This is a genomic window from Pelistega ratti (assembly GCF_009833965.1).
GTDB lineage: Bacteria > Pseudomonadota > Gammaproteobacteria > Burkholderiales > Burkholderiaceae_B > Taylorella > Taylorella ratti.
Genome location: NZ_CP047165.1, coordinates 1163306 through 1188121, shown reverse-complemented (window position 1 = coordinate 1188121; position 24816 = coordinate 1163306). Strand labels below are relative to the sequence as shown.

General features: G+C 37.6%; 21 protein-coding genes and 1 riboswitch. Of the genes, 15 read left to right on the top strand and 6 right to left on the bottom strand.

Going from position 1 to position 24816, the window contains the following annotated elements; genetic code table 11:
- Window positions 1-9 precede the first annotated feature (9 nt).
- The 12 genes from gap (at window position 10) to F9B76_RS05035 (ending at window position 17551) form a co-directional block, all read left to right on the top strand.
- Entirely contained in the window at window positions 10-1020 is a 1011-nt protein-coding gene (gap, locus tag F9B76_RS05090; RefSeq protein ID WP_159991136.1) for a type I glyceraldehyde-3-phosphate dehydrogenase, read from the top strand.
- 90 nt (window positions 1021-1110) lie between these two features.
- Window positions 1111-2304, top strand: coding sequence for a phosphoglycerate kinase (locus F9B76_RS05085; RefSeq protein ID WP_159991135.1), 1194 nt, complete (start codon window positions 1111-1113; stop codon window positions 2302-2304).
- Between the two features lie 148 nt (window positions 2305-2452).
- The gene (locus tag F9B76_RS05080; protein ID WP_159991134.1) at window positions 2453-8005 is read left to right on the top strand and encodes an alpha-2-macroglobulin family protein; all 5553 of its coding nucleotides are present in this window, start codon (window positions 2453-2455) and stop codon (window positions 8003-8005) included.
- Window positions 8006-8069: 64 nt separating this feature from the next.
- A complete protein-coding gene (gene pbpC, locus F9B76_RS05075) occupies window positions 8070-10298 on the top strand; it encodes a penicillin-binding protein 1C (protein ID WP_159991133.1) in 2229 nt (742 codons plus the stop codon).
- 338 nt (window positions 10299-10636) lie between these two features.
- Window positions 10637-11455, top strand: coding sequence for a carbon-nitrogen hydrolase family protein (locus tag F9B76_RS05070; protein WP_159991132.1), 819 nt, complete (start codon window positions 10637-10639; stop codon window positions 11453-11455).
- Window positions 11456-11835: 380 nt separating this feature from the next.
- The gene (locus tag F9B76_RS10350; protein ID WP_159991131.1) at window positions 11836-11988 is read left to right on the top strand and encodes a type II toxin-antitoxin system RelE/ParE family toxin; all 153 of its coding nucleotides are present in this window, start codon (window positions 11836-11838) and stop codon (window positions 11986-11988) included.
- A gap of 18 nt (window positions 11989-12006) precedes the next feature.
- The gene (locus F9B76_RS05060; RefSeq protein WP_159991130.1) at window positions 12007-12354 is read left to right on the top strand and encodes an addiction module antidote protein; all 348 of its coding nucleotides are present in this window, start codon (window positions 12007-12009) and stop codon (window positions 12352-12354) included.
- A 200-nt stretch (window positions 12355-12554) separates the two neighbouring features.
- Entirely contained in the window at window positions 12555-13619 is a 1065-nt protein-coding gene (fba, locus tag F9B76_RS05055; protein WP_159991129.1) for a class II fructose-bisphosphate aldolase, read from the top strand.
- Window positions 13620-13780: 161 nt separating this feature from the next.
- Window positions 13781-14659, top strand: a complete 879-nt coding sequence (locus F9B76_RS05050; protein WP_201289277.1) for a phosphoribosylaminoimidazolesuccinocarboxamide synthase — start codon at window positions 13781-13783, stop codon at window positions 14657-14659.
- Between the two features lie 132 nt (window positions 14660-14791).
- Window positions 14792-15286: a 5-(carboxyamino)imidazole ribonucleotide mutase gene (purE, locus tag F9B76_RS05045; protein WP_159991128.1), complete on the top strand. Its 495-nt coding sequence runs from the start codon at window positions 14792-14794 to the stop codon at window positions 15284-15286.
- Window positions 15286-16485, top strand: a complete 1200-nt coding sequence (locus tag F9B76_RS05040; RefSeq protein ID WP_159991127.1) for a 5-(carboxyamino)imidazole ribonucleotide synthase — start codon at window positions 15286-15288, stop codon at window positions 16483-16485. Before purE ends, F9B76_RS05040 begins: the two co-directional genes overlap by 1 nt.
- A 4-nt stretch (window positions 16486-16489) precedes the next feature.
- A complete protein-coding gene (locus F9B76_RS05035; protein WP_201289276.1) occupies window positions 16490-17551 on the top strand; it encodes an L-threonylcarbamoyladenylate synthase in 1062 nt (353 codons plus the stop codon).
- 85 nt (window positions 17552-17636) lie between these two features.
- Here the strand turns inward: F9B76_RS05035 and F9B76_RS05030 are convergent, their stop codons facing one another.
- The 5 genes from F9B76_RS05030 to F9B76_RS05010 form a co-directional block, all read right to left on the bottom strand.
- On the bottom strand, window positions 17637-18734 hold the full coding sequence (locus F9B76_RS05030; protein ID WP_201289275.1) for an NAD(P)-dependent alcohol dehydrogenase: 1098 nt from the start codon (window positions 18732-18734) through the stop codon (window positions 17637-17639).
- 184 nt (window positions 18735-18918) lie between these two features.
- The gene (locus F9B76_RS05025) at window positions 18919-19503 is read right to left on the bottom strand and encodes a TMEM165/GDT1 family protein (RefSeq protein WP_159991125.1); all 585 of its coding nucleotides are present in this window, start codon (window positions 19501-19503) and stop codon (window positions 18919-18921) included.
- 91 nt (window positions 19504-19594) lie between these two features.
- Window positions 19595-19688, bottom strand: a riboswitch (yybP-ykoY riboswitch).
- A 123-nt stretch (window positions 19689-19811) separates the two neighbouring features.
- Window positions 19812-20069, bottom strand: coding sequence for a YfhL family 4Fe-4S dicluster ferredoxin (locus F9B76_RS05020; protein ID WP_159991124.1), 258 nt, complete (start codon window positions 20067-20069; stop codon window positions 19812-19814).
- Window positions 20070-20080: 11 nt separating this feature from the next.
- Window positions 20081-20581, bottom strand: a complete 501-nt coding sequence (coaD, locus tag F9B76_RS05015; protein ID WP_159991123.1) for a pantetheine-phosphate adenylyltransferase — start codon at window positions 20579-20581, stop codon at window positions 20081-20083.
- A 245-nt stretch (window positions 20582-20826) separates the two neighbouring features.
- Window positions 20827-21120 carry a hypothetical protein gene (locus tag F9B76_RS05010; protein ID WP_159991122.1) on the bottom strand — a complete coding sequence of 98 codons (294 nt, stop codon included), beginning with the start codon at window positions 21118-21120 and terminating at the stop codon, window positions 20827-20829.
- Between the two features lie 68 nt (window positions 21121-21188).
- Between F9B76_RS05010 and F9B76_RS05005 the strand changes: the two genes are divergently transcribed.
- Both F9B76_RS05005 and F9B76_RS05000 read left to right on the top strand, forming a co-directional pair.
- Entirely contained in the window at window positions 21189-21461 is a 273-nt protein-coding gene (locus F9B76_RS05005) for a hypothetical protein (protein WP_159991121.1), read from the top strand.
- Window positions 21454-21972: a hypothetical protein gene (locus F9B76_RS05000; protein WP_159991120.1), complete on the top strand. Its 519-nt coding sequence runs from the start codon at window positions 21454-21456 to the stop codon at window positions 21970-21972. The genes F9B76_RS05005 and F9B76_RS05000 overlap by 8 nt, the downstream gene beginning before the upstream one ends.
- Window positions 21973-22144: 172 nt before the next feature.
- On the opposite strand, the gene rsmD is transcribed toward F9B76_RS05000, so the two are convergent.
- Window positions 22145-22711, bottom strand: a complete 567-nt coding sequence (gene rsmD, locus F9B76_RS04995) for a 16S rRNA (guanine(966)-N(2))-methyltransferase RsmD (RefSeq protein WP_159991119.1) — start codon at window positions 22709-22711, stop codon at window positions 22145-22147.
- Between the two features lie 218 nt (window positions 22712-22929).
- On the opposite strand from rsmD, the gene ftsY reads away from it, so the two are divergent.
- Entirely contained in the window at window positions 22930-24753 is a 1824-nt protein-coding gene (gene ftsY / locus F9B76_RS10520; RefSeq protein ID WP_423805501.1) for a signal recognition particle-docking protein FtsY, read from the top strand.
- Window positions 24754-24816: the final 63 nt, after the last annotated feature.

Genomic DNA, 24816 nt, shown 5'->3' with positions numbered 1-24816 from the left:
AAAAAACTCATGACAATTCGTGTTGCAATCAATGGTTATGGACGTATTGGACGTATGGTCTTGCGTGCACATTATGAGCTTGGTAAAAAACATGATATTCAAATTGTAGCTATTAATGGTTTAGGATCAGCAGAAACCAATGTTCATCTCACTAAATATGATACAGCACATGGTCGATTTAATGCAGATGTTCATCTTGATGGTGATCATATGGTAGTAAATGGTGATCGTATCCGTTTATTTAGTACCCGTGATGCAACGCAATTACCTTGGGGTGAGCTAGGTGTTGATGTTGTACTTGAATGTACAGGTGCTTTTACCAGTAAAGAAAAAGCGGCTATCCATTTAGCACAAGGGGCGAAAAAAGTCGTTATCTCTGCCCCCGGTGGTAAAGACGTAGATGCGACCATTGTTTATGGTGTTAATCACCAAATCCTAAAAGCAAGTGATACCGTTATTTCTAATGCTTCTTGCACAACAAACTGCTTAGCACCATTAGTCAAACCCTTACAAGATGCTATTGGTATTGAGAATGGTTTAATGACCACTATTCATGCTTATACAAACGACCAAGTATTAACGGATGTCTATCATAATGATTTACGCCGCGCTCGCTCTGCTACTATGAGTATGATTCCTACTAAGACAGGAGCAGCTGCAGCGGTTGGGCTTGTATTACCTGAACTTAAAGGTAAGTTTGATGGCTATGCTATTCGTGTCCCTACCATTAATGTTTCTTTAGTAGATTTATCTTTTGTGGCACAACGTGATACGAGTGTAGAAGAGGTTCATAGCATTATTAAAGCTGCTTCAGAGGGTTATCTAAAAGGTATTTTAGATTATGGTACAGAACCATTAGTTTCTATTGACTATAATCATACAGCAGTTTCTAGTACATATGATTCAACACTCACAAAAGTATCAGGTCGTTTGGTTAAAGTATCTGCATGGTATGATAACGAATGGGGTTTCTCTAACCGTATGTTAGACACGACTGTTGCATTAGTTAATGCTAAATAAAATAATCTAATTATCATATTAGACGGCACCCGATAATAGAGTGCCGTTTTTCTCATGCCATTTTTATAAAAAATTAGCGAGTAGAAATTTATGCTAAATGTTAAATTATTATCTCATCTGGCAAAAACAGGTGAACTTCAAGGGAAGCGTGTATTTATCCGTTCAGATTTAAATGTTCCTTTTACTGAACAAGGTGAAATTTCAGAGGATACGCGTATCCGAGCTTCTGTTCCTGCCATTAAATTAGCCTTAGAAGCTGGGGCAGCTGTGATGGTAACTTCCCATTTAGGGCGGCCAACAGAGGGAGTATTGACGCCTAAAGATTCTCTAGCCCCTGTCGCCAAACGGCTTAGTGAATTATTAGAGCAAAATGTGAGTCTTATCCAAAATTGGGTAGATGGTGTTGAAGTAAAAGTAGGTGAGGTTGTTTTACTTGAAAATTGCCGTGTAAATGTGGGTGAAAAGAAAAATAATGATGAACTTGCTCAAAAAATGGCAAAACTATGTGATGTTTATGTAAATGATGCTTTTGGTACAGCACACCGCGCCGAAGCAACAACGCATGGTATTGCTAAGTATGCTAAGATTGCCTGCGCTGGTCCTTTGCTAGAGGCAGAATTAACAGCTTTAGGGAAAGCATTACAGGAGCCTAAACGACCTCTTGTTGCTATTGTGGGTGGTTCAAAAGTATCGACCAAATTATCTATTCTTCAATCATTAGCCACCAAAGTTGATCAATTAATTGTAGGTGGTGGTATTGCGAATACTTTTATGCTTGCTAAAGGATTGCCTATTGGAAAATCATTAGCTGAACCAGATCAGGTTGAGCAGGCAAAAGCCGTAATGGATCTGATGGAAAAACGAGGAGCAAGTGTCCCTATTCCTACAGATGTTGTTGTAGGTAAAGCTTTTTCAGCAGATGCACAAGCAACACCAAAATTATCCACAGAGATTGCTGATGATGATATGGTTTTTGATATTGGTGAGCAAACAGCACAAACACTTGTTGATATTATTAAAAAAGCAGGTACTGTTGTGTGGAATGGTCCTGTGGGTGTTTTTGAGTTTGATCAATTTGCAAAAGGTACAGCACAAATTTCTTATGCGATTGCTGATTCTGATGCCTTCTCTATTTCTGGAGGGGGAGATACACTAGCGGCAATTGCTAAATTTGGTATTACGGATAAAGTCGGGTATATCTCAACAGGTGGCGGTGCTTTCTTAGAATTTTTAGAAGGGAAAGTCCTTCCTGCGGTGGATATTTTGGAACAGCGTAATACATAATATCTCTATATGTATTGACAGCCTTTACAAAGCACTCATTTGGGTGAGTGCTTTGTGTTAAGATACAGATGAAGAAAAGGTAATCATACCTTACTTAACATTTTTTAAAATCGCTTAATGAACGTAATAAGACTTTTGGAGAGAGCGAATGCGACTAAAAAATAGTATATTGAGTCTTTTGGGTGCTATAACAGTATCAACAAGTGCTTTTGCTTATAGTGAAGGGTTTTATATTCGCTATATGGATCCAACAGAAGATTCTTCTTATACACGTATTGCAGAAGATCAAGTATTTCAGCTTGCTTTCAACCAAAGCGTCTCCGCTGATTCAATAGAAAAGAATGTCGTATGCCTTGTTGATGGGATTGGAGAACAGATTCCTGTTAAGCTGGTCTCTAGTGATGCTGTTTTACGGGATAAAGATGAAAATCGTGTTTTTGTTCAATGTACTCGCCCACTTCCCACGGATGGTAAGGTTGTTCTTCATATTAAAGAAGATGTAGAGAGTCAAAACGGCATTAAGCTAGGGAAAGATATAGAAGGTAAATATCTTGTAAGATCGCCATTTGAAGCGAAAGTGTTATGTGATCGAGTTAATGCTAAAACCGATTGTTCTCCATTGGGAGATATTCGGGTGCAATTTACAAACGATGCTTTTGTTCCTTCAGAAGAATTAAGTAAGCTGCATGTATTTGTAGATGGAAAAGAGATTGCTCCAGAGGAGATTGTTAAAGATACTGTTGTGAGCCAGTTAGTCTATAAAGGCCCATTTAACCCCAATACTTCCATTGAAGTAAAACTGGAGGGAGAATTAAAGGATGATATCGGTAGATTGCTGAGTAATACAAATCGATTCCCTTATAAAATGAAGATAGGTGATTATCCACCTTTATTAAAATTTGCGACGGGTTCTTTTGGTATTATTGAACTTTTTGCTAACACAACAGAGGCTAATCTTAATAAAAATCCTGCTATGATTCCCGTAACTGTTCGTCATGTTAATGACGTATCAGGCAATCAAGCTGTGCAGACAACCGTTGCGCAATGGAGAACACAAAATGATGCTGATGTGAGAAAATGGTTGTCGGTTATTCCTCGCTTAGCAGAAACAACCTATAGTGAGCAAAATATTCAGCGTATATTAAGTGGTTTTTCTTCTGAATATGATGAATTACCAGAAATAGATACACGCAATGTATCGCTCTTAACACAAGAAAAAGATATTCAGTATTATGATTTACCTACAACAGACAATCATAAAAATCAATCAGAAGTGATTGGCATTCCGATTAAAAAGCCGGGATTTTATGTATTAGAAGCCAAATCAGAACAATTAGGTCGCCAATTAACAGAAAGTGGTGAACCTATGTATGTACGAACAGCTGCTTTAGTTACCAATTTTGCTGTGCATCTAAAAACTAGTAGTGAGGGTGCTTTAGTATGGGTAACTCGTTTGGATGATGCAAAAGTTGTTCCTAATGCCCAAGTTCGCTTATCAACTTGTGATAATACTGAAATTGCCACAGGTGTAACGAATGAAGAAGGTGTTTTCCATTATAAAGGTAAAATGCCTGAGAATCGTCAGTGTACTTATGATAACTATAGCTATATGGCAAGTATTCGTATTCCTGATACTCATCCTTTAGCCAATGGAATGGAGGATTATGCATTTGCATTAAGTAGTTGGAATAATGGTATTGAACGTTGGGCATTTAATTTAAATCCTTATTGGGAACAAAACACCAAACAAGATATCATATTACATCCTGTATTAGGTCGTACTTTATTAAGAGCGGGTGAAACACTCAACATTAAACATTTAGTTCGTCAAAAAAGCAAAGATGGGCTACTAACACCGAGTCAGAATACACCATTACCAACAGATCTAGTCTTATCGCTTGATGCACTTGATGAGGAAATTACTTTGCCATTAACATGGCAAACAGCTGCTAATGGTAGTTTATATGCAGAAACCAATTGGGAAATTCCAAAAACAGCCAAAAATGGTACTTACTCAATCACTTATCGCCGTGAGGATGACATATATCAAGTAAACGGAACAGATACTTTCCAAGTAGAGTCATTTAAAGTGCCTTTCTTAAAAGGTAGTATTCAGGTATCTAGTGAGAGCCAACAAGTCGAAAATATATTGATTAATCCCCAACAGCTAGAGGCAAATATTCAGGTGAATTATATCGCTGGAGGAGCTGCCGCATTACTACCGATTGAAGTATCCGCAATGGCTATTCCTCAAACGTTTAATTTTAATATTACTTCAATAAGTGATGTGGATTTTACTGCCCAATCTTTAGGGGAACAAGAACGTAAAGTTTTTCTTGATAAAAAATCATTTACCTTAGATGCGAATGGTAATGCTAAAGTCACTATTGATAATGTACCTGAATTTAATGGTAAAACAGATTTTCTAATCGAGGTGAGTTTCCTTGATCCGAATGGTCAAGTACAAACCATTTCTCATACGGTGAGTGCTTTATCATCTGCTTTAATTCCGGGGGTAAGAAGCAAACGCTATTTTGAACCTAAAAAAGATTTTACTTTTGATGTCATCACCGTTAATCCATTAGGACAAATATTGGATGATAGATATGTTGTCGTGAAAGCAACTAAAATTAAGAGTAATGTCGTACGTAAACGTTTAGTCGGTGGTTTTTATACCTATGATATACATGAAGAAGTGGTAGATTTAGGTGATATATGTGAGGGCTTTACGAATGAACAAGGTGTACTCACGTGTACTAGCCAACTTCAGGAAGAAGGTCAACTTAACTTATCTGTTATTGCAAGCGACACCAGTGATAACACCTATATTACGGATATCCCCTTATGGGTATTTAATGGTGCTTCATGGTACACAGGTAATGATACCGATAGGGTAGATGTGATTGCAGATAAACCTGTTTACCTTGCAGGAGAGGAAGCTATCTTTGATGTTAGGATTCCTTTTAAAGAAGCAACTGCTCTAATCAGTATTGAGCGAGATGGGGTCATTGATTATGAGATCGTACAGTTTGAAAAAAATAGTTCGACTTTCAAATTAAAAGTGAAAGAAGATTGGTCTCCCAACGTCTTTGTGACGGTATTATCGGTAAGAGGACGCATTCGAGGTGATGCGAATGATGAAGGCAGATTGTGGGTAAATGATAGTCAGCAATCGCATGGCGCAAGCACATTAATTGATTTGGCTAAACCTTCATTCCGTTTTGGATCAGCTAAACTGCTTGTTAAAAATCCTCAACATCATCTTGATATTGCCTTGCAATTAAATAAACCTGTTTATCAGGTGAGAGAAAGAGCAACGGTAACCATTGATGCTAAATTATCAGATGGTAAACCAGCTGCTTTAGCGAATGTTACTGTATTTGCAGTTGATAAAGCACTATTAGAGTTAGCAAAAAATACGACAACAGATGTATTAACTGCTATGTGGCCAGAACGTGCATGGTTAGTGAATACGGCAACAGCACAAGGTGAAGTGGTTGGTCGAAGACACTATGGTCGTAAAGCTGTCCCTGTCGGTGGCGGTGGTGGGCTTGCACCAACTCGAGAACTATTTGATACCTTGGTTTTCTGGAAAGCTAATGTTGTTTTAGATGAACAGGGTCATGCAACAGTTGATTTTAATCTTAATGATAGTATTTCACAGTTTGAATTGGTGGCGGTGGCAGATGCTGGTGCAGAGGCATTTGGTACACAAAAGGTGGATTATACAAGCCGTCAGGATATTCAATTAATCTCTGGTTTATCCACATTAATTCGGGATACGGATAAATTTGATGCTACATTAACCGTCAGAAATACAACAGAGACAGATAAAGTATTGAAGATAACTGCTGAGGTGAAAAAAGGTGATCAACCCTTACTCAGTTTAGCACCGAAACAAGTCCGTGTATTAGCAGGATATGCAAATACAGTAGCATGGACAATAGATCCTTTACGCTTAAATGATATTGAGGGTGTACAGAACCTAACATGGGAATTTAAAGCGCTTGAGGTAGCAGAAGATGGGGCTGAAAAGCTAAAAGATAGTATTAGGGTATCACAACGCTTAATTCCTGCTATTCCTGTAACTATCCGACAATCGCAATTAGTGCAATTAGAAGCGAATAAGCAACCTTTATCTTTACCTGTACAAGCGCCTACTCGTGCTTTAACGGTTGGTAATAAAATCCGTGGGGGTATCCTTGTACAGTTACAAGATAGCCTTAGTACTAGCCTAGAAGGGGTAGAACATTATTTTACTCAATATCCTTTCTCATGCTTTGAACAAAAAGCCTCTATTGCCGTGGGTTTACAGGATGTAGATCGTTGGGATATCTTAATGCAAGAAATCCCAAGCTATATAGATCAATTAGGGTTTGTTCGCTATTATCCAAGTGCTATGTTAAGAGGTAGTCCTTTGCTTAATGCTCATTTATTAGCAATTTCGGCAGATGCTTCGCAATTAGGATGGCAATTTGCACTTCCTGAAGAAGCAAAACTAAAAATGCTAAATGCTGTAGAAGGGGTAGTACAAGGTCGTATCAAGAATACACGGGATTGGATACCAACACCCGACAAGACAGATTATGACTTGACCCTATTGTCAGCACTGGCTCGTTATAATCTTGTGACAGAGAGTATGATGCAGGCTTATCCGTTTAGAGAGTCTTATAGTACAGCCAGTTTAGTGAATTTGTATATTATTCACAGTCATTTAGAGACGGAACAACAGGCAGAGACGCTTAAACAACTTCGACAAGCTATTTTAGATCGTATGGCACGCCAAGCGGATAGATTAGTCTTTAAAGAGTTTGAATCATTGAATGAGCTATGGTGGTTGATGGAAGATCGCAATAGTCTTCATGCAAAATTATTATTTACAGTGATGAATCAAGAGGCATGGAAACAAGATATTCCTTATTTAGTGCAAGGACTTGTTCATGCACAACAAAAAGGACAATGGGGAACAACGACTAATAATGTATTTGGTACATTAGCGATTCATGCCTTTAGTCAAACATTTGAAGCCCCAGCTAATGATAGTTATGCCAATATTACCGTTACGGGTGCTGGTTATAAAGAACCTAAAAAATTGGAAAAAATAGGACTTAACCAAGCAATTGAAATTCCTTGGCTAACGAAACAAGAAGCTAATATGGATTTAAGTCTTCATGGAAAAGGTTCAGCTTGGGCAACCGTTTCTACATTGGCAGCGGTTGAACCAATAGAGCATACCTATGCAGGTTATCGCGTTGAAAAATTAATCGAACCGATTAAACGTAAAATTATGGGGCAGTGGTCAGTCGGTGATGTGTACCGTGTTAAGTTGCGTATTATAGCTGATGCACCGATGACATGGGTAGTGGTTAATGATCCTATCCCAAGTGGTGCAACGATATTGGGTTCAGGTCTAGGTCGAGACTCTGTTATTAATACACAACAAGATAATCAAGCAGATAATGCAGAAGAAGATATATTCTACGCATTAGATGATAAAGAGCCTGTCTTTGTAGAAAGAAAAGAGGATGTATATCGTGCTTATTATCAATTTATGGATAAGGGGGAAGTCACATTAGATTATGTGGTTCGTTTAAATAATGTAGGACGATTCACCTTACCTGTTACTCGTGTGGAGGCCATGTATGCACCTGCTATTTTTGGTGAGACAGTTAATAAAGAAATACAGGTAAAAGCACATTAAATGTAGTTAAATAAAACCGTGAAATAGCATAATTTCACGGTTTTTATAAATGGGATATTATTTAATGAAAAAAATAATAAAACTCCTGTTAGTATTTACGATATTTTTCTGTGTTCTTATACTTGGGCTGTATATATGGGCATGGGGGCAAGTTGTACCGAGTTATGAGCAAGTTGTAAGGCAGACACAAAGCTCTTCTATTCAAATAGTAGATAGAAGGGGTGAACCCTTAATTGCTATTCGTGATGATTTTCAGCAACGTAAAGTACCTTGGACAAAGTTAGAAGCGTATTCACCTACTTTGCGTCAGATGGTATTGCAATCTGAAGATAAGCGGTTTTATCAGCATCATGGTGTCGATTGGTTTGCTTGGCTAGGGGCAGTAAAGGATAAGCTTTTTTCATCAACCTCACGTGGTGCATCAACCATTACCATGCAATTGGTTGGTATATTATTACCAGAGTTACAACGACAAGGTAAGCAGCGTAGTTATTGGCAAAAAATACAGCAAATTGCCTATGCGATTCGATTAGAGCAAATATGGAGTAAAGAGCAAATCCTTGAAGCCTATTTAAATCTTGTTCCTTTGCGAGGAGAAATAGTAGGTATGGCTTCAGGGGCTAAGGCTTTTTTTCAAAAATATTCCTATGCCTTAAACCAAAAAGAAAGTGCTTTATTGGTGGCGATGTTAAAAGCACCCAATGCGAAGATAAATACCTTGGTGAATCGTACTTGTTTATTGATACGTCCGAATAGCTGTGATTATCTGGATGTTTTTGTCAATAATGCGGTTAGTTATTTGCATGGTACATTTGTTGATGAGGCAAAAGAAGGTAGCCACTTTGCACGTGCTTTTTTAAAACATTATTTATCCTCTATTCATACGACTGATAAAACCCTCAAATCTACTATTGATAAGCAGTTACAACAGTTTGTCAGTGAGCGTATTAGAACGAGATTAATGGATTTATTCCATGAGCAGATCAGTGATGCGGCTGTTGTGGTTTTAGATAATGCGACAGGTGAAATATTAGCCTATGTTGGTTCGTCAGGATCATTATCATCTGCACAAGAGGTAGATCATGCGCAGGCATTACGACAGGCAGGCTCTACTTTAAAACCCTTCTTATATGCACAGGCTTTTGATAAAAAATATCTTACTGCTGCTTCTTTACTGAATGATAGTGCTTTAAGTATTGCGGTTGATACTGGGCTTTATATCCCCCAAAACTATGATAAAGGATTTAAAGGTTGGGTATCTATTCGAAAAGCCTTAGCGTCTTCTTTAAATATTCCTGCCGTACAAACATTAACCATGTTGGGTGCAGAATCCTTTCGGAATACATTGGTACGTTTAGGTTTGCCTTTGAGCGAAGAGGGTGATTTTTATGGCTATAGTTTGGCATTAGGTAGTGCAGATATTACCTTATTAAGTTTGACAAATGCTTACAGAAGTTTAGCTAATCAGGGCTATTATACCCCCATAAAATGGTTATCTGATCGAGAGGAAAATAGGCGTATAACAAAGAGCGTTGGTGATAATTCTTCTGCTGTAGAAGTGGTTCAAGATACGCAAGGTGAGCAGGTGTTTAGCCCTCAGAGTGCATGGATTATTCAGTCTATTTTATCGGATAGACAGGCAAGAGCATTAACTTTTGGTTTAGATAGTGCATTAAGTACACCATTTGATACAGCGGTTAAAACAGGGACTAGTAAGGATATGCGTGATAACTGGACAGTAGGCTGGTCATCTCGTTATACGGTTGGTGTATGGGTAGGTAATAGTGCCGGTCATAGTATGCGGAATATTAGTGGTGTTTCAGGTGCTGCTCCGATATGGCATGATGTGATGCAATACTTACATCAGGAAACGCCTTCAGTATTTGTCCCAATGCCTAAGGGAGTAGTAGTTGAACAGATTGAGTATAAACCTGCTATAGAGCCGAGTCGAAAAGAATATTTTATAGAAGGTACGCAGCAGCAAAGTATTCGATTGGTGAGTTCTATAGCAGCATCTCAAGAGGGTGTGGGTATGATTAGTATGCCAACAGATGGAACAATTATTGCGTTAGATCCTGATATTCCGGCAGAGAACCAACAGCTACGTTTGGAGGCAAGAATGGTTAATCAACAACTATCAAAGCAAATTCAATGGGTTTTAAATGGGAAAGCGGTTAGTCAATCAAATCCTGCTTATATCCCATTGCAAGCAGGTTCATTTAAACTTGAACTATTATCTTTATCAGGTGAAAAATTAGATGAAGTGCATTTTCAAGTAAGAGGAATGCGATAGGGGGTATTCATAAAATTTAGAGGCTATATAAAAAGCACTATAAATAGTGATAAGTCGCTCGAGCAGTTTCTCGCTTTGCTCGAAAAATTCGCTTGGTTATTCACTATTTCTCCGTGCTTTTAGAGGAATAGTATGGCTGTTTTATTAAAAGAGTTTAAAGATTAAGTATTTTTAATAAAAACTTAATAGAGAGTTATATAAATTACTTTGATAAGTCGCTCAAGCAGTTTCTCGCTTTGCTCGTAAAATTTGCTTGGTTATTCATTATTTTCTGTTTATTGGAAATATCGTATATATAACGATAAAATAGTTATAAATTTATCTATATAGGAAAATAAATGATGGATAAAAATGTATTACGTGTAGCCGTAGGGCAATTTCCAGCAAGTAATGATATTGAAACCAATAAACAGTATATTCAACAACTTGTTGAGCAAAGTGCAGCACAATCAGTTGAATTATTAGTGCTTCCCGAAGCGGCTATGTGTTCTTTTGCGTCAGATTTACCCGTATTGCAAACACTTGCGTATCAACATACGCCTACTTTTATTCAATTTATACAGACCCTTGCTAAGCAGTATCAATTATTTATTGTGGTTGGTGTCATAAGCCCTAGTGAATATAGTGATGAGCCTCGGGTACAGAATCAACTCGTTGTCATTAATCCACAGGGAGAGATTATTGTTCGCTATAATAAAATCCATGTGTATGATGCCTTTAAATTTAAAGAGTCTGACAAAGTAAAACCTGCTGATATAAAAGCAGATGGCAGTATGTTGGGAATTTTTAAAATTAAGGATTTCACAATAGGGTTGATCAATTGTTATGACTTGAGATTTCCTGAACTAGCAAGAGCATTGATTGATAAAGGGGTTAATGTATTAAGTGTGAGTGCAAATTGGATAGCGGGTTCAGCCAAAGAGATGCATTGGGAAACCTTACTAAAAGCCCGTGCTATTGAAAATACCGCTTATGTATTAGCAAGTGGACAAACACCTACTAAGGGTATAGGTAATAGTATGATAATTGATCCTATGGGTGTCATATTAGCAGGGTGTGGTACGGAGATTGGAGTTCAAGTGCAGACGCTATCTTTAGAACGACTTAATACGGTGAGAACATTACTACCGTGTTTGGTGAATAGGCGGTTGTTTTAAAAGGATGGGAATACATTATATATTTGCTTATAGAACAAATAAGTGTTTTTACGGTATATGATATCCAATTTTCAAAAACTTATTTGCCATTAAAACCTATTTTGAAATAATTATAAACCACATCATAATAATCTTATATTTGCTTTTTAAGCAGATTACTATAATAAATTATCCCTTGCTATGTTGTAATGTTTTCATTACAATACAGTAGGGAGGTAATACATAAAATATGAGATAAAACAAACTGATGAGTTTAAACAATGGTTAAAGCGATTAAATAACCCATTAGCAAAAATTAATGTTTTAAAACGTATTGAGCGAGCAGCAAAAGGAAATTTTGGTGATCATAAATTATTACAAATTCTGGAGGGATAAGTGAAATGCGAATAGATACCGGTAAGGGCTATCGTATTTACTATGCACAACAAGGTAATGTTATTTATGTTTTACTAAATGGAGGGGATAAATCTACTCAACGGACTGATATAGAGAAAGCTAAATCTATATGGGCAGATTTGAAGAACCTCACCTAATACTAACTAGGAGTAAAGATGAAAGAAATGAAAATAAATGAAGATATAAAAGAAAAATATAGTGTGACAACATTTGATTCTGCAGAATACTTAGATAATGATGAGTTAATTGCCCTTTATTTGTCAGAGACTCTAAAAGAAGGAACAGACCAGGACTTTATTGAAGCATTAAATACGGTTGCACGAGCAAAAGGAATGAATGAGCTAGCTAAAAAAGCAGGTATTGGAAGAGAGAGTCTTTATCAAACTTTAAATAGTCAAAAACCACGCTTTGAAAGTATTCGTAAAATTCTTGATGCCTTAAATATTGAGCTTATTCCAACAGTAAAAAGTTTAGAAAAGTCAGTTCGTTACACTAATGAGTAAGAGTTTATTCTAGATACTAAGAAATATAGTAAAAACGATTAAATAGTATTCTATTGGGTAGTATGCTTCTAAATATCGTTTATTTCTGAGTTTTCTTTTAACTTTACCTCTATTTTTACGCAATTATTTGGAATAAGATTTAAAATTACGGGTAGTTCTATATTCTAAATAATATTGATTTATCTCTAGGAGAAAAAGATATGGCACTTGTGTCAATGCGTCAGTTATTAGATCATGCCGCTGAGCATGGTTATGGTTTACCTGCTTTTAATGTGAATAATCTGGAGCAGGTTCAAGCCATTATGGAGGCTGCCAAAGAAACGAATAGCCCTGTCATTATGCAAGCTTCTGCTGGTGCGCGTAAATATGCAGGTGAGCATTTTCTGAAATACTTAATTCAAGCAGCTGTTGAATCATATCCAGAAATTCCAGTGGTGATGCATCAAGACCATGGTCAATCACCGGCTATCTGTCAAGGTGCTATTAATCTAGGCTTTTCTAGTGTGATGATGGATGGTTCACTAATGGCGGATGGTAAAACCATTGCAAGCTATGAGTACAATGTTGAAGTAACCAAAGAAGTCGTTAAGATGGCACATGCATTGGGTGTTTCTGTCGAAGGTGAGCTAGGAGTTCTTGGTTCATTAGAAACCATGCAAGGTGATAAAGAAGATGGTCATGGTGCAGAGGGTACATTAACACGAGAACAATTATTAACTGATCCCGAACAAGCGGCTGATTTTGTGCGTCAAACACAAGTAGATGCTTTAGCGATCGCCATTGGTACAAGTCATGGGGCATATAAGTTTACACGTAAACCAACAGGGGATATTCTTTCTATCCAACGTATCAAAGAAATCCATGAACGCTTACCCAATACACATATTGTAATGCATGGTTCGTCAAGTGTTCCCCAAGAACTACTAGAAGAAATTCGTCAGTTTGGTGGTGATATGAAACAAACTTATGGTGTTCCAGTAGAGGAAATCCAAGAAGCGATTAAATATGGTGTTCGTAAGGTGAATATTGATACGGATATTCGCTTGGCAATGACAGGTGCAATTCGCCGTTTCTTAGCAGAGAATCCCTCTAAGTTTGATCCACGTGAATTTAATAAACCAGCACGAGAAGCCGCAAAACAATTATGTATTGCCCGTTATGAAGCATTTGGTTCTGCAGGACAAGCAAGCAAAATTAAGCCAATTACTTTAGTGGATATGGCCGCTCGTTATACTTCAGGTGAGTTGGCGCAACAAGTAAAATAGGTCATTATCTTATCGCATGGCATCAAGTTGATGATAACAGTAAAAATACCACCTTTCGTTAGGTGGTATTTTTTTAGATAGTATATTCTCTACGGATACTAAGCATTCTTCTAATCTGATGTAAAATAGAGCATTATTTTTCCTCTTTCAAAGGTTCTGTTGTGAGTACTTTACACCAATCAAGTCTAAAGTCTTTACCGTTATTAGCCCGTGGTAAAGTGCGTGATATGTACGCAGTGGGTGATGATAAATTATTAATTATTGCCAGTGATCGTATTTCGGCATTTGATGTTATTTTAGATGATCCTATTCCGGGGAAAGGGCAAGTACTGACTGAATTAACAGAATTTTGGTTAAAAAAATTAGCACATATTATCCCTAATCATGAAACAGGTATTCGTCCCGAAGAGGTTGTTGCACCAGATGAAATAGAACAAGTCAAAGGGCGAGCAATGGTGGTTAAACGCTTAAAACCTGTATTAGTGGAAGCAGTTGCTCGTGGTTATATTATTGGTTCAGGCTGGAAAGATTATCAAGCAACAGAGGCAGTATGTGGTGTTCAGCTACCAACAGGACTTCAACAAGCAAGCAAACTCCCTGAGCCTATTTTTACACCAGCCGCTAAAGCAGAAGTAGGTGAACATGATGAAAATGTAAGCTTTGATCATGTTATCAATGTGGTAGGTAAAGAGTTAGCGGAGCAAATTCGTGATGTTACCTTACGACTTTATAAAGAAGCTTCTGAGTATGCGGCAAGTAAAGGTATTATTATTGCTGATACGAAATTTGAATTTGGTTTAGATGATAAAGGGCAGTTGCATTTAATGGATGAGGTACTAACCCCTGATTCTTCTCGTTTTTGGCCTGCTGATACCTATCAAGAGGGGACAAGTCCAGCCTCTTTTGATAAGCAATTTGTACGTGATTGGCTAGAGAAACAAGTATGGGATAAGACTCCTCCAGCTCCACGGTTACCGCAAGATGTATTAGAAAAAACAGCGGCTAAATACCGAGAGGCTTTAGATCGCTTGCGTGCCTAATAGATATAAGATAGAGAAATAGTTTGAATATAAACAAATAATTTCTCTATCGATTTGATATAAAAATAAGAATTAGGGTGAATACATAGTAGCTCTTTTCTTTATGAATTGATTATTTTAAGGTTAAAGTAAATGACAGTAGCAAAAGTTGGCGTAATTATGGGTTCTTCCAGTGACTGGGATATTATGCAAAATGCTGTTAAGATATTAAAAGATTTTGGTGTGCCTTATGAAGCAAAAGTAATTTCAGCACACCGTATGCCACATGATATGGCTGAATATGGCGCAACCGCTTTTGAAAAAGGTATTCGTGCCATTATTGCTGGAGCAGGGGGTGCTGCTCATTTACCGGGAATGATGGCTGCCTTAACAGAAGTCCCTGTTTTTGGTGTGCCTGTCCCTTCACGTTATTTACGCGGAGAAGATTCTTTGCTTTCTATTGTGCAAATGCCTAAGGGTGTTCCTGTAGCTACTTTTGCGATTGGAGAAGCAGGGGCTGCCAATGCTGCTTTACACGCTATTGCAACACTAGCGATGCATGATAATAATTTACGCCAACAACTTATTGCCTTTAGAGCAAAACAAACAGAAACTGCTCGTGCAATGCATTTACCAGAGGTTGAATAATGAATAGAGATTTACCTCAAGAACCATTACCTTATTCGGCAATACTGCAACCTGGACATACACTCGGTATGATGGGTGGTGGTCAATTAGGTCGTATGTTTTGTCATGCAGCACAAAGCCTTGGTTATAAGGTGGTTGTATTAGAACCAACGGAAGAAAGCCCTGCTGGACGTGTTGCTGAATATGAAGTAGTATCTGCCTATGATGATATGAAAGGACTAGATACGTTATTATCTTATACACAAGCGGTAACAACAGAATTTGAAAATGTACCCGCAGCTAGTCTTAAATACTTATCATCACAGATAAGAATAAGCCCATCAGCAGCTGTGGTTGCTGTTGTACAAGATAGAATTGCAGAAAAAGCCTTTATTGCTTCACAAGGTATTCCCGTTGCCCCTTATGTAGAAATTCGTACGATAGAAGATTTAGAAAAAGCAGATAATACCTTATTTCCTGCCATCTTAAAGGCGGCTCGTTTAGGCTATGACGGAAAGGGACAAGCACGTGTTAAATCGGTTGCTGAAGCGGTAGAGGCTTTTAAATCTTTTGGTGAAGTTCCCTGTGTACTAGAAGCTATGCTTCCTCTAAAAAAAGAGGTTTCTGTTGTGATGGCAAGGGGGTTTGATGGAAAAACTGCCCTCTTTCCTATAGGGGTTAATACACATATTAATGGTATCCTATCAAGTTCCGTTGTCGGGGTTGAGGAAATTGATCCTACAATAGAAAAAGCAGCTCAAGAAGCCGCCATAAAAATTGCTTTAGGATTAAACTATTTTGGTGTAATGTGTGTCGAGTTCTTTATTCTTGAAGATAACCGCCTTGTTGCTAATGAGATAGCACCTCGCCCTCATAATAGCGGACATTACACGATGAATGCTTGTTTAAGTAGTCAATTTGAACAACAGGTACGTGTATTAGCAGGTATGCCATTAGGTTCAACTGATTTATTAGCACCAACCATTATGTTAAATATTTTAGGGGATAGTTGGTTTGCTCATGGTGGTGAACAAGCGATAGAGCCTGATTGGGCGAGTGTATTAGCGCTACCGGGTGTAAATTTACATCTTTATGGAAAAGCAGAAGCGCGGAAAGGACGTAAAATGGGGCATATCAATATTGTGAATAAAGATCCACAACAGCTGATATATTATGCCCGTCAAGTTAGTGATATTCTTCATCTCAATGCAAAGATCTAATGATATGTGTATTGCTAAAGCAGCAGAATTATTATTAAAAGGGGAGCTAGTAGCCTTTCCTACTGAAACAGTATATGGTTTAGGGGCGGATGCTGAGAATCCAGAGGCAGTTGCTAAAATTTATCAGGCAAAGGGCAGACCACAAAATCACCCTGTGATTGTTCATTTACCACCTGATGCAGATATAAGCTATTGGGTAAGTCATGTTCCTGAAGAGGCTAAATTATTAATTCAGCATTTTTGGCCAGGACCTTTAACCCTTATTTTGCCTAGAGCTAAGCATATTCCTGATGCTGTCAGTGGAGGGCAGCCTAGTATTGGTTTACGTTGTCCCTCACACCCAGTTGCGCAACAGTTATTACGTGCCTTTGCACAGTTAAGACCAAATGCAGGTGTTGCTGCTCCATCAGCGAATAAATTTGGGCAAGTTTCTCCGACAAGTGCTGCTCATGTAGAAAGTGAGTTTCCTGGTGAAATTCAGCATCATCAATTATATGTGGTAGAAGGAGGTGATGCGGATATTGGGATTGAATCAACCATTGTAGATTTATCCCGTATAGCTGAAGGTATTGGAGCGGTATTATTGCGTCCCGGGCATATTACCCGTCAGCAATTAGCGGATGTATTGGGTTATATGCCAGCAAGTCCTGATAAGGCTGCCCCTCGGGTATCAGGCACACTTAAAGCACATTATGCACCTCATACTCCCCTACAAATGGTACAAAAAGAGGATTATAAGGGTTTACTCACCCATATTCCCAAAAATGAAAAATGGGTCTTAATGGGGTTCCCTCAAGATTTATTAAAACTTCAAGAACTAGCTATTTCTCATTTGAGCGTGGTTTCTCATCAGAATACGTTGAGTTTGTCTGATAAGCAATCTACAATTGATTTATATCCTGTCTCTGATGATCCAACGGTATATGCAAAAAGTATTTATGCCTTATTACGACAGTTGGATACACAAGGATACCAACGGATTTGTGTACAGGCTTTACCACAAGACCTAGATTGGGAAGCATTGAATGATCGTTTGCAGCGAGCCGCAGCAGCGTTTGAGTCATAAACATGTGGTTTTGATCATGTAATAAAAACCCCTATCGTATGTGATAGGGGTTAATTTATTGTAGTATGAAATAATTGACTACTAATTAAGGTTTAATAGCGACTTTTAGTACACCATCACGTTGATTGGCAAATAAATCATAGGCTTCAACAATATTATCTAGTTTATAATGGTGTGTCACAAGAGGACTTAAATCCATACGAGCGCTTTGTATGACGTTTAATAAACGGCGCATCCGTTCTTTACCACCAGGGCAAAGAGCCGTATTGATTTTGTGATCGCCTAAACCTGCCACAAATGCATTAAGTGGAATAACAAGGTCTTCTGAATACACACCAAGGCTAGAGAGTGTACCACCAGGTTTAAGGACTCGAAGTGCTTGTTCAAAAGTACGCTGTGTTCCTAAACATTCAATAGAGGCATCTGCACCACGTCCTTTAGTGATTTTCATTACTTCATCAATCACATCAGCATGGCGGAAATTTACGGTAATATCTGCACCAAGCTGTTTAGCAATAGCAAGACGTTCATCATTACCATCTACGGCAATAATGGTCGTTGCACCTAATAAACGAGCACCTGCTGTTGCACATAAGCCAATAGGACCTTGAGCAAATATAACAACAGTATCACCAATACGGATATTGGCATTTTCTGCTCCTTTAAAACCAGTGGACATAATATCGGGACACATTAATACTTGTTCATCTGTAAGTCCATCAGGAATGGGTTCAAGATTGGCTTGAGCATCGGGAACAAGTACATACTCTGCTTGTGTGCCATCAATAACATTACCAAATCGCCATCCTGCGGTTGCTTTATACCCGTGGCATGAGCATGTCCCATCAGCGGTAAGATAAGCTCCATCTTGAGACGGATAGCCGTCTTGGCAAGGATAAGAGGTAAAGCTTGGGCAAATAGCACCCGCAATCACACGCTGTCCTTCTTGATAACCTTTGACATTACTACCCAATTTTTCAATAATCCCTACAGGTTCGTGACCTACTGTTAGATTTTTGGCAACAGGATATTCACCTTTAAGAATATGTACATCTGTACCACAAATAGTGGTCGTTGTAATGCGGATTAGGGCATCATTAGGACCAACATCAGGAATTTTCTTATCGACTAGCTCAATACGACCTGGCTCAATAAAGACAGCTGCTTTCATTAATGTCATCATATTTCTCCTAAAAAGTGCCTTGAACAAAATGTCCTAGCACACTTTTATTGTAAAGGATAAAAATGACAATAAGGTAATATTACTTATAAATGTCATAGAGAGAATTTGATTTTAGAGAAATCATAAGATAAGAAGGCTTGTTATAAAGCCTTCTACTGTTTATTTGGTAAGGATATTAGAGGTTTTAGAATAAGCCACCAAATAATTTATCGACTTCAAATAATGTGGCTATCCCTAATAATATAAAGATACTTGCTGCAATAGTATGAATGAGTTTTGGTGAAAAGTGATGGGCAAATTTTTCACCTAAGAATACAGCAGGGATATTTGCGATAAGCATACCTGCTGTTGTACCAAGAATCACCAACGCGGTTTGATCAAAGCGAGCCGCCATTGCTATTGTTGCAATCTGTGTTTTATCCCCCATTTCTGCTAAGAAAAAGGTAAGACAAGTAACACCAAAAACACCAAAACGAGAAGAAAAAGAGATTTTTTCTGCTTCTAGCTTATCAGGGATTAACATCCAAATTGCCATAGCAATAAAGGATATACCGAGTACCCACCGTAAAATATCGGGTGATACAAGATTGCTTAGCCAAGCACCAATAGAGCCAGCAAAACCATGATTAATTAGTGTCGCTAGTGTAATACCTAGAATAATAGGAATAGGACGTTTGAATCGAGATGCTAAAAGAAAGGCGAGGAGTTGCGTTTTGTCGCCCATCTCGGCAAGGGCAACCGTACTAGAAGAGATAAGAAAAGCATTCATGGGATAACAACCTTATTGCCGGAAAACAAGTACAAATGACCACACTATAGTTGTCCGGCAAGGCAACCATAATATAATCAAAGGTCTTGTCAAACGAAAAAATTTCGTCGTTTACGCCATAGCTATTGGCTAAGTATGTTGACGTAAACCTTCGGCAGAAGAGACTACTCCCCAATGAGTATTGCTATTATAAGGAAAATAAAAATATAAGTGCCAAAATAATCTATTCGTATAAAAATTAACAAATAATAATAATTTTTATTTGCCTTATGCCTTTTTCTATAGTGTAGTACGAGGGTATTAGCGTACTATGTTTCTTTCCGTTTTTGTAATTCAATAAACTTTTGCATTAGTTGTTCTGGAGTTTCGTTCCATTCTGGATGGGGACTAATACAATCCACAGGACAAACGACCATACACTGTGGCTCATCATGGTGACCTACACATTCAGTACATTTATCGGGTTCAATAATATAAATCTCAGGACCCATATAAATAGCATCATTTGGACATTGCGGTTCACAAACATCACAGTTAATGCATTCTTCACTAATGGTTAGTGCCATTTTTACTTCCTTTACTGCTGGGCGAGTTGTTTGCGTTCAGCCGTTTTTTTGATTAACCAGCGTTCAACTGAGGGGAATACAAATTTACTCACATCACCACCGAGTTGAGCAATTTCACGAACAAAAGTTCCTGATATAAATTGATATTGATCGGAGGGGGTCATAAAGAGTGTTTCAACATCGGGTAGCTGATAACGATTCATACCTGCCATTTGAAACTCATATTCAAAGTCAGATACGGCTCGTAATCCTCGGATAATAACGCGGGCTTCCTCTTGCCGAACAAAATCCTTGAGCAGACCATCAAAGCTTTTGACAATCACATTAGGATAATGTCCCAAGACTTCGCTGGCGATTTTTAAGCGTTCTTCTAGTGTAAAGAAGGGATTTTTGCCACGGCTTGCCGCTACGCCAATCACTACCTTTTCAAAAAGACCTGAAGCACGGCGTACTAAATCCTCATGGCCTCGCGTAATAGGATCAAAAGTACCCGGATAAACAGCAACTAACATGAATATTCTCTAAAAGATGAAATAATTCGTCTATTATACTGCTTTCTATATCGTTCGGAAAAGAAAACCCTTTTTAAGGTATTGCTAGCGAAATGAAAATCATTTTTATTAGATAGGAAATTAAATAAGTATTTTTGAATTTATAGTAAGGTTTTAACCGTAAGAAAAGAAGGTATTGACTAACTGGGTAATAAAGTTGTAGCACTGTATGGGTTTAATGTTATACAAAAATAATAGAATAGTTTTTAGTGTAATTCCATTTTCTGATCTTCATTGACACTAAATACTTCTGGTTGTTGATGATAAAAATCCTTGACTTGAGCAATATCCTCTGCATTGGGTACATAGACAGCCATACCGTGTAGTGTTTGGTAATCATAGACTAATTGTAATTGCCAAGGTTTCCCTTTCTCAAGAAGTTGTTGAGTAGTTGTTTGGTTTTTATCGAAAAAAATAATAAGGTTTTTCCCTTTTGTGCTAGATGTTGCTTGGCATGCTACTAAAAAGAGGGAAAGTAAAAGTAGGACTTTTTTGACCATATTGCTAAAATGTATCTATTCATTAAGTAAAAAATAGCATAATATTGTATCGAATAAAGTAGGAGTAGATGATGGAATTAAAAAGTTATTTAACTGAAAATACAAGAGCTGAATTGATAGCAGAACGAGTAGATGATGAGCTAATTTATATGGAAGAAGCATTAGCAGCAGAAAATGCTGGTGATTTAGATATGGCTTGGCGCTGGTTAGCTAAAACAGAGATGCCTGATTACACATTAAAGTTAATGAAAGAATGGCATGGAGCAGAGTTTATTAGAAAATATGGTTTTGATACAACACAAGCAGTTAAGTCTTATGGAGAGAATTGGTTAAATGAGTAGTTTTATATTTTTACTAGTATCTGAAAGTAAAGGACTTGAGCGGTTAAACTCAAGCAGGTTAAGTCATGCTATTAAAAGTACACAAACTAGAATTCATCAACAAATTATTCAGACGGCTTTAAAAAAAGATATTTATGCCATTATTGCTAATGAAAAAGCGATTTTAAGTATTGATTTAGAACGAAATGCAAATAGTCATGCGATGAAAAGTAGTCTAAAAAATGCCTTATATGAATTTACTATACTTGAAAAACATCTAAAACTTGTTGAGAACCCTTTAAATTATAAAGGTATTGATGAGGCTTATTGTTTGCCTAAAAATCGTAGATTAGGCTTACCCTATGATGAAGCTCGTCAAGCATTTGCCAGCCATATTACTCGCTTACGTAATATGGATAAGGTGAGATCAAGTGATCAAGATAAACAAATTATTAAAGCCCGTCACTGTGCTATAAAAACAGCATTAGAGGTTTACAAAGAAAAACAATATATGGCTATAGCACATCAATAATCAAGCAATAATAGATAAATAGGAGCGACTTTCTGGGAAGAGATAAGTGGGTCATAATTATGGCAAATAGAGTCGAGTCAAAGGCTATGACATTAAAGTACTTGACTATTTTTTATATGTTTAGCAGTTGATAGTTGTTATAAAAATCGTATTTTTAAGGTATCTGTACGGATTATGCTTTACGTTCAAACAGATGAAAATAAACCATACCTGCTCTTGAAGAACGGATAAGTTCAAACTCTTCTTCTGGTAATAATTGGGGTTGATTAGACTCGATATAAACTAGTCCTCCTGCTTTAAGGATATTACTTAAAAAAGGTGTTGCTTTTTCAAGTAAAGGTGTATCAAAGGGGGGGTCAAGCATAATTAAATCAAAACGTGAGGCATCCATACGTCTGAGTACAAGTAATGCATCATGGTTATGAATACGGACTTGAGGCAAGTTAAGTTTGTCGCGTACCATACGTAAGTTTTGTAGGGCTATAGGATTAGACTCAACAAGTTGTACATGGTATGCCCCCCGTGATGCCGCTTCAAAACCCAAAGCTCCTGTTCCCGCAAATAAATCAAGGACGGCTTTATCTGCATACTGCCCTTGCCATAAATGATGAACCCAGTTAAATAGTGTTTCTCTGACACGATCAGGAGTGGGACGCAAACCAGGGACATCAATAACGGGAAGTGGCGTACGGCGTAATGTGCCACCAATAATACGAACTTTTTGGGTAGAAGATGACATTATGACATGAGGAAATAAAGTTATTCACAGTAAATTATTATACGCTAGCTAAAAATAAGAGGGGATAAAAGAGAAAATTTATAGTTAAGATATATTTAAAATATAAGCGAAATGAAGAAAAGAAGTAAGTAAAAAAGCCGTTTTTTACTTAACGTATTTGTTCAATTAACGGTACAATAGTTGTTTATTTATTAATCCTTATTTAAAAGAATATTTCTATGTTTAGTTTTTTCAAACGTTGGCGTAATAAAGATAAAGCTGATACAACAGCAGAACAGCAAATTATTGAGGATAAAGCAGTAGAAGCGGGTACTGAGACGACTCAAAACAATCAAGAAAGTGTCTCACTATCTACAGTATCTGCAGTAGAAATGAATACTATAGAGCCTGAATATCAGGAAAATCCTGTGCCTAATGATATAGAACCAGAAGCCATTATTCAAGAAAGTCTTGATAAAGAAGTGACCTGTTCTACCAATGCGGTGAATGTAGTCGATACTGCACCTGTACAGGGGGGAGAAGATGAAAAGGTACGTATCCACTTTACATTAAGTGATGCCCTACCACCTATTTCTGATGAAGAGTTAGAAAAAGCGGCTTTAGCAGAGATTCCAGAAGATAGTCCTTTACGCTATCAAGTAGAAGAAGAAAAAACAGACATAGAAGATTTAGCAATTCAGTCAGTAAGAGAAAACACCAGTGAAGAAGTATTAGATCAAACCACTGAGGATACTCTTGAACAAACGGCTTTACTTGATAGCTCTATAGCAGAAAATATAATAAGTAATCCAGTAGAGTTACCTAAAGATAATTATATGGATTTTGATAGTCTACATGAGAATAAAGAGCAAACTACGGATACACCTTATCAAAAAGTAAGTATAGAAGAAAATAATCGTGTGGATTTTAATCATACACAAGAAATTGTTGTAGAAGAAAATAGTTTAAATCTAAATGATAAACAAGCATCTACACTAGATAATATCAATACATTATCTGAAAATACGCAAGAAAATACTTATACAGATATTGAAGAGGTAGAGAATAAAGCAGACAATACGGATAAACACCATACTACTGAAGAGCGGATAGAAGAGGAAGTATTTAGTGCCACGCCTCCAGCGGAAAAAGCATCATGGTTAAGTCGTTTGAAAAAAGGATTAGCTCGAACAGGGTCAAATATTAGTAGCCTTTTTGTAGGGGTTAAAGTAGATGAAGATTTATTTGAAGAGCTAGAAACGGCACTTATTATGGCAGATGCTGGGATAGAAGCGACACAATCACTATTAAGTCAATTAAGGGCTAAGGTAAAAAAAGAACGTATAGAAGATGCCAAAGCAGTTAAACAAGCCTTGTATGAATTAGTGGTAGAACACCTTAAACCCTTGGAAAAACGGTTTACGCTAGATCCTGATATAACCAATGTTGTGATGTTAGCTGGGGTTAATGGGGCTGGTAAAACAACCTCTATTGGTAAATTGGCACATCATTTTCAAGCAAGTGGTGCAAGTGTGTTATTAGCGGCAGGCGATACATTTCGTGCAGCAGCAAGAGAGCAGTTGATAGAGTGGGGGGCTCGCAATAATGTACAAGTGATTGCTCAAGATGGAGGTGATCCTGCTGCTGTTGCGTTTGATGCGGTTAATGCAGGTAAAGCACGTAAAACAACGGTGGTAATGGTTGATACAGCAGGTCGCTTACCGACACAGACACATTTGATGCAAGAATTGAAGAAAATCCATCGGGTGATTACAAAAGCAGAAAGTACCGCACCACATGAGGTATTACTCGTGATTGATGGTAATACAGGGCAAAATGCACTGGCACAAATTAAGGCATTTGATGCCGTTTTAGGATTAACGGGTTTAATCGTAACTAAGCTAGATGGTACTGCAAAAGGAGGTATTTTGGCTGCGGTGGCATCGGGTAGTCAAGGTGTGCGTCCCGTTCCTGTTTATTGGATTGGTGTTGGTGAGTCGTTACATGATTTACAACCCTTTGTAGCCAGTGAATTTGCAAGTGCATTACTGGGGGATGAATAATGTATTAGGTATAGATTTTTATAAAAGTAGAAATTTAAACTTTATAGTATTTTCATCATAAAC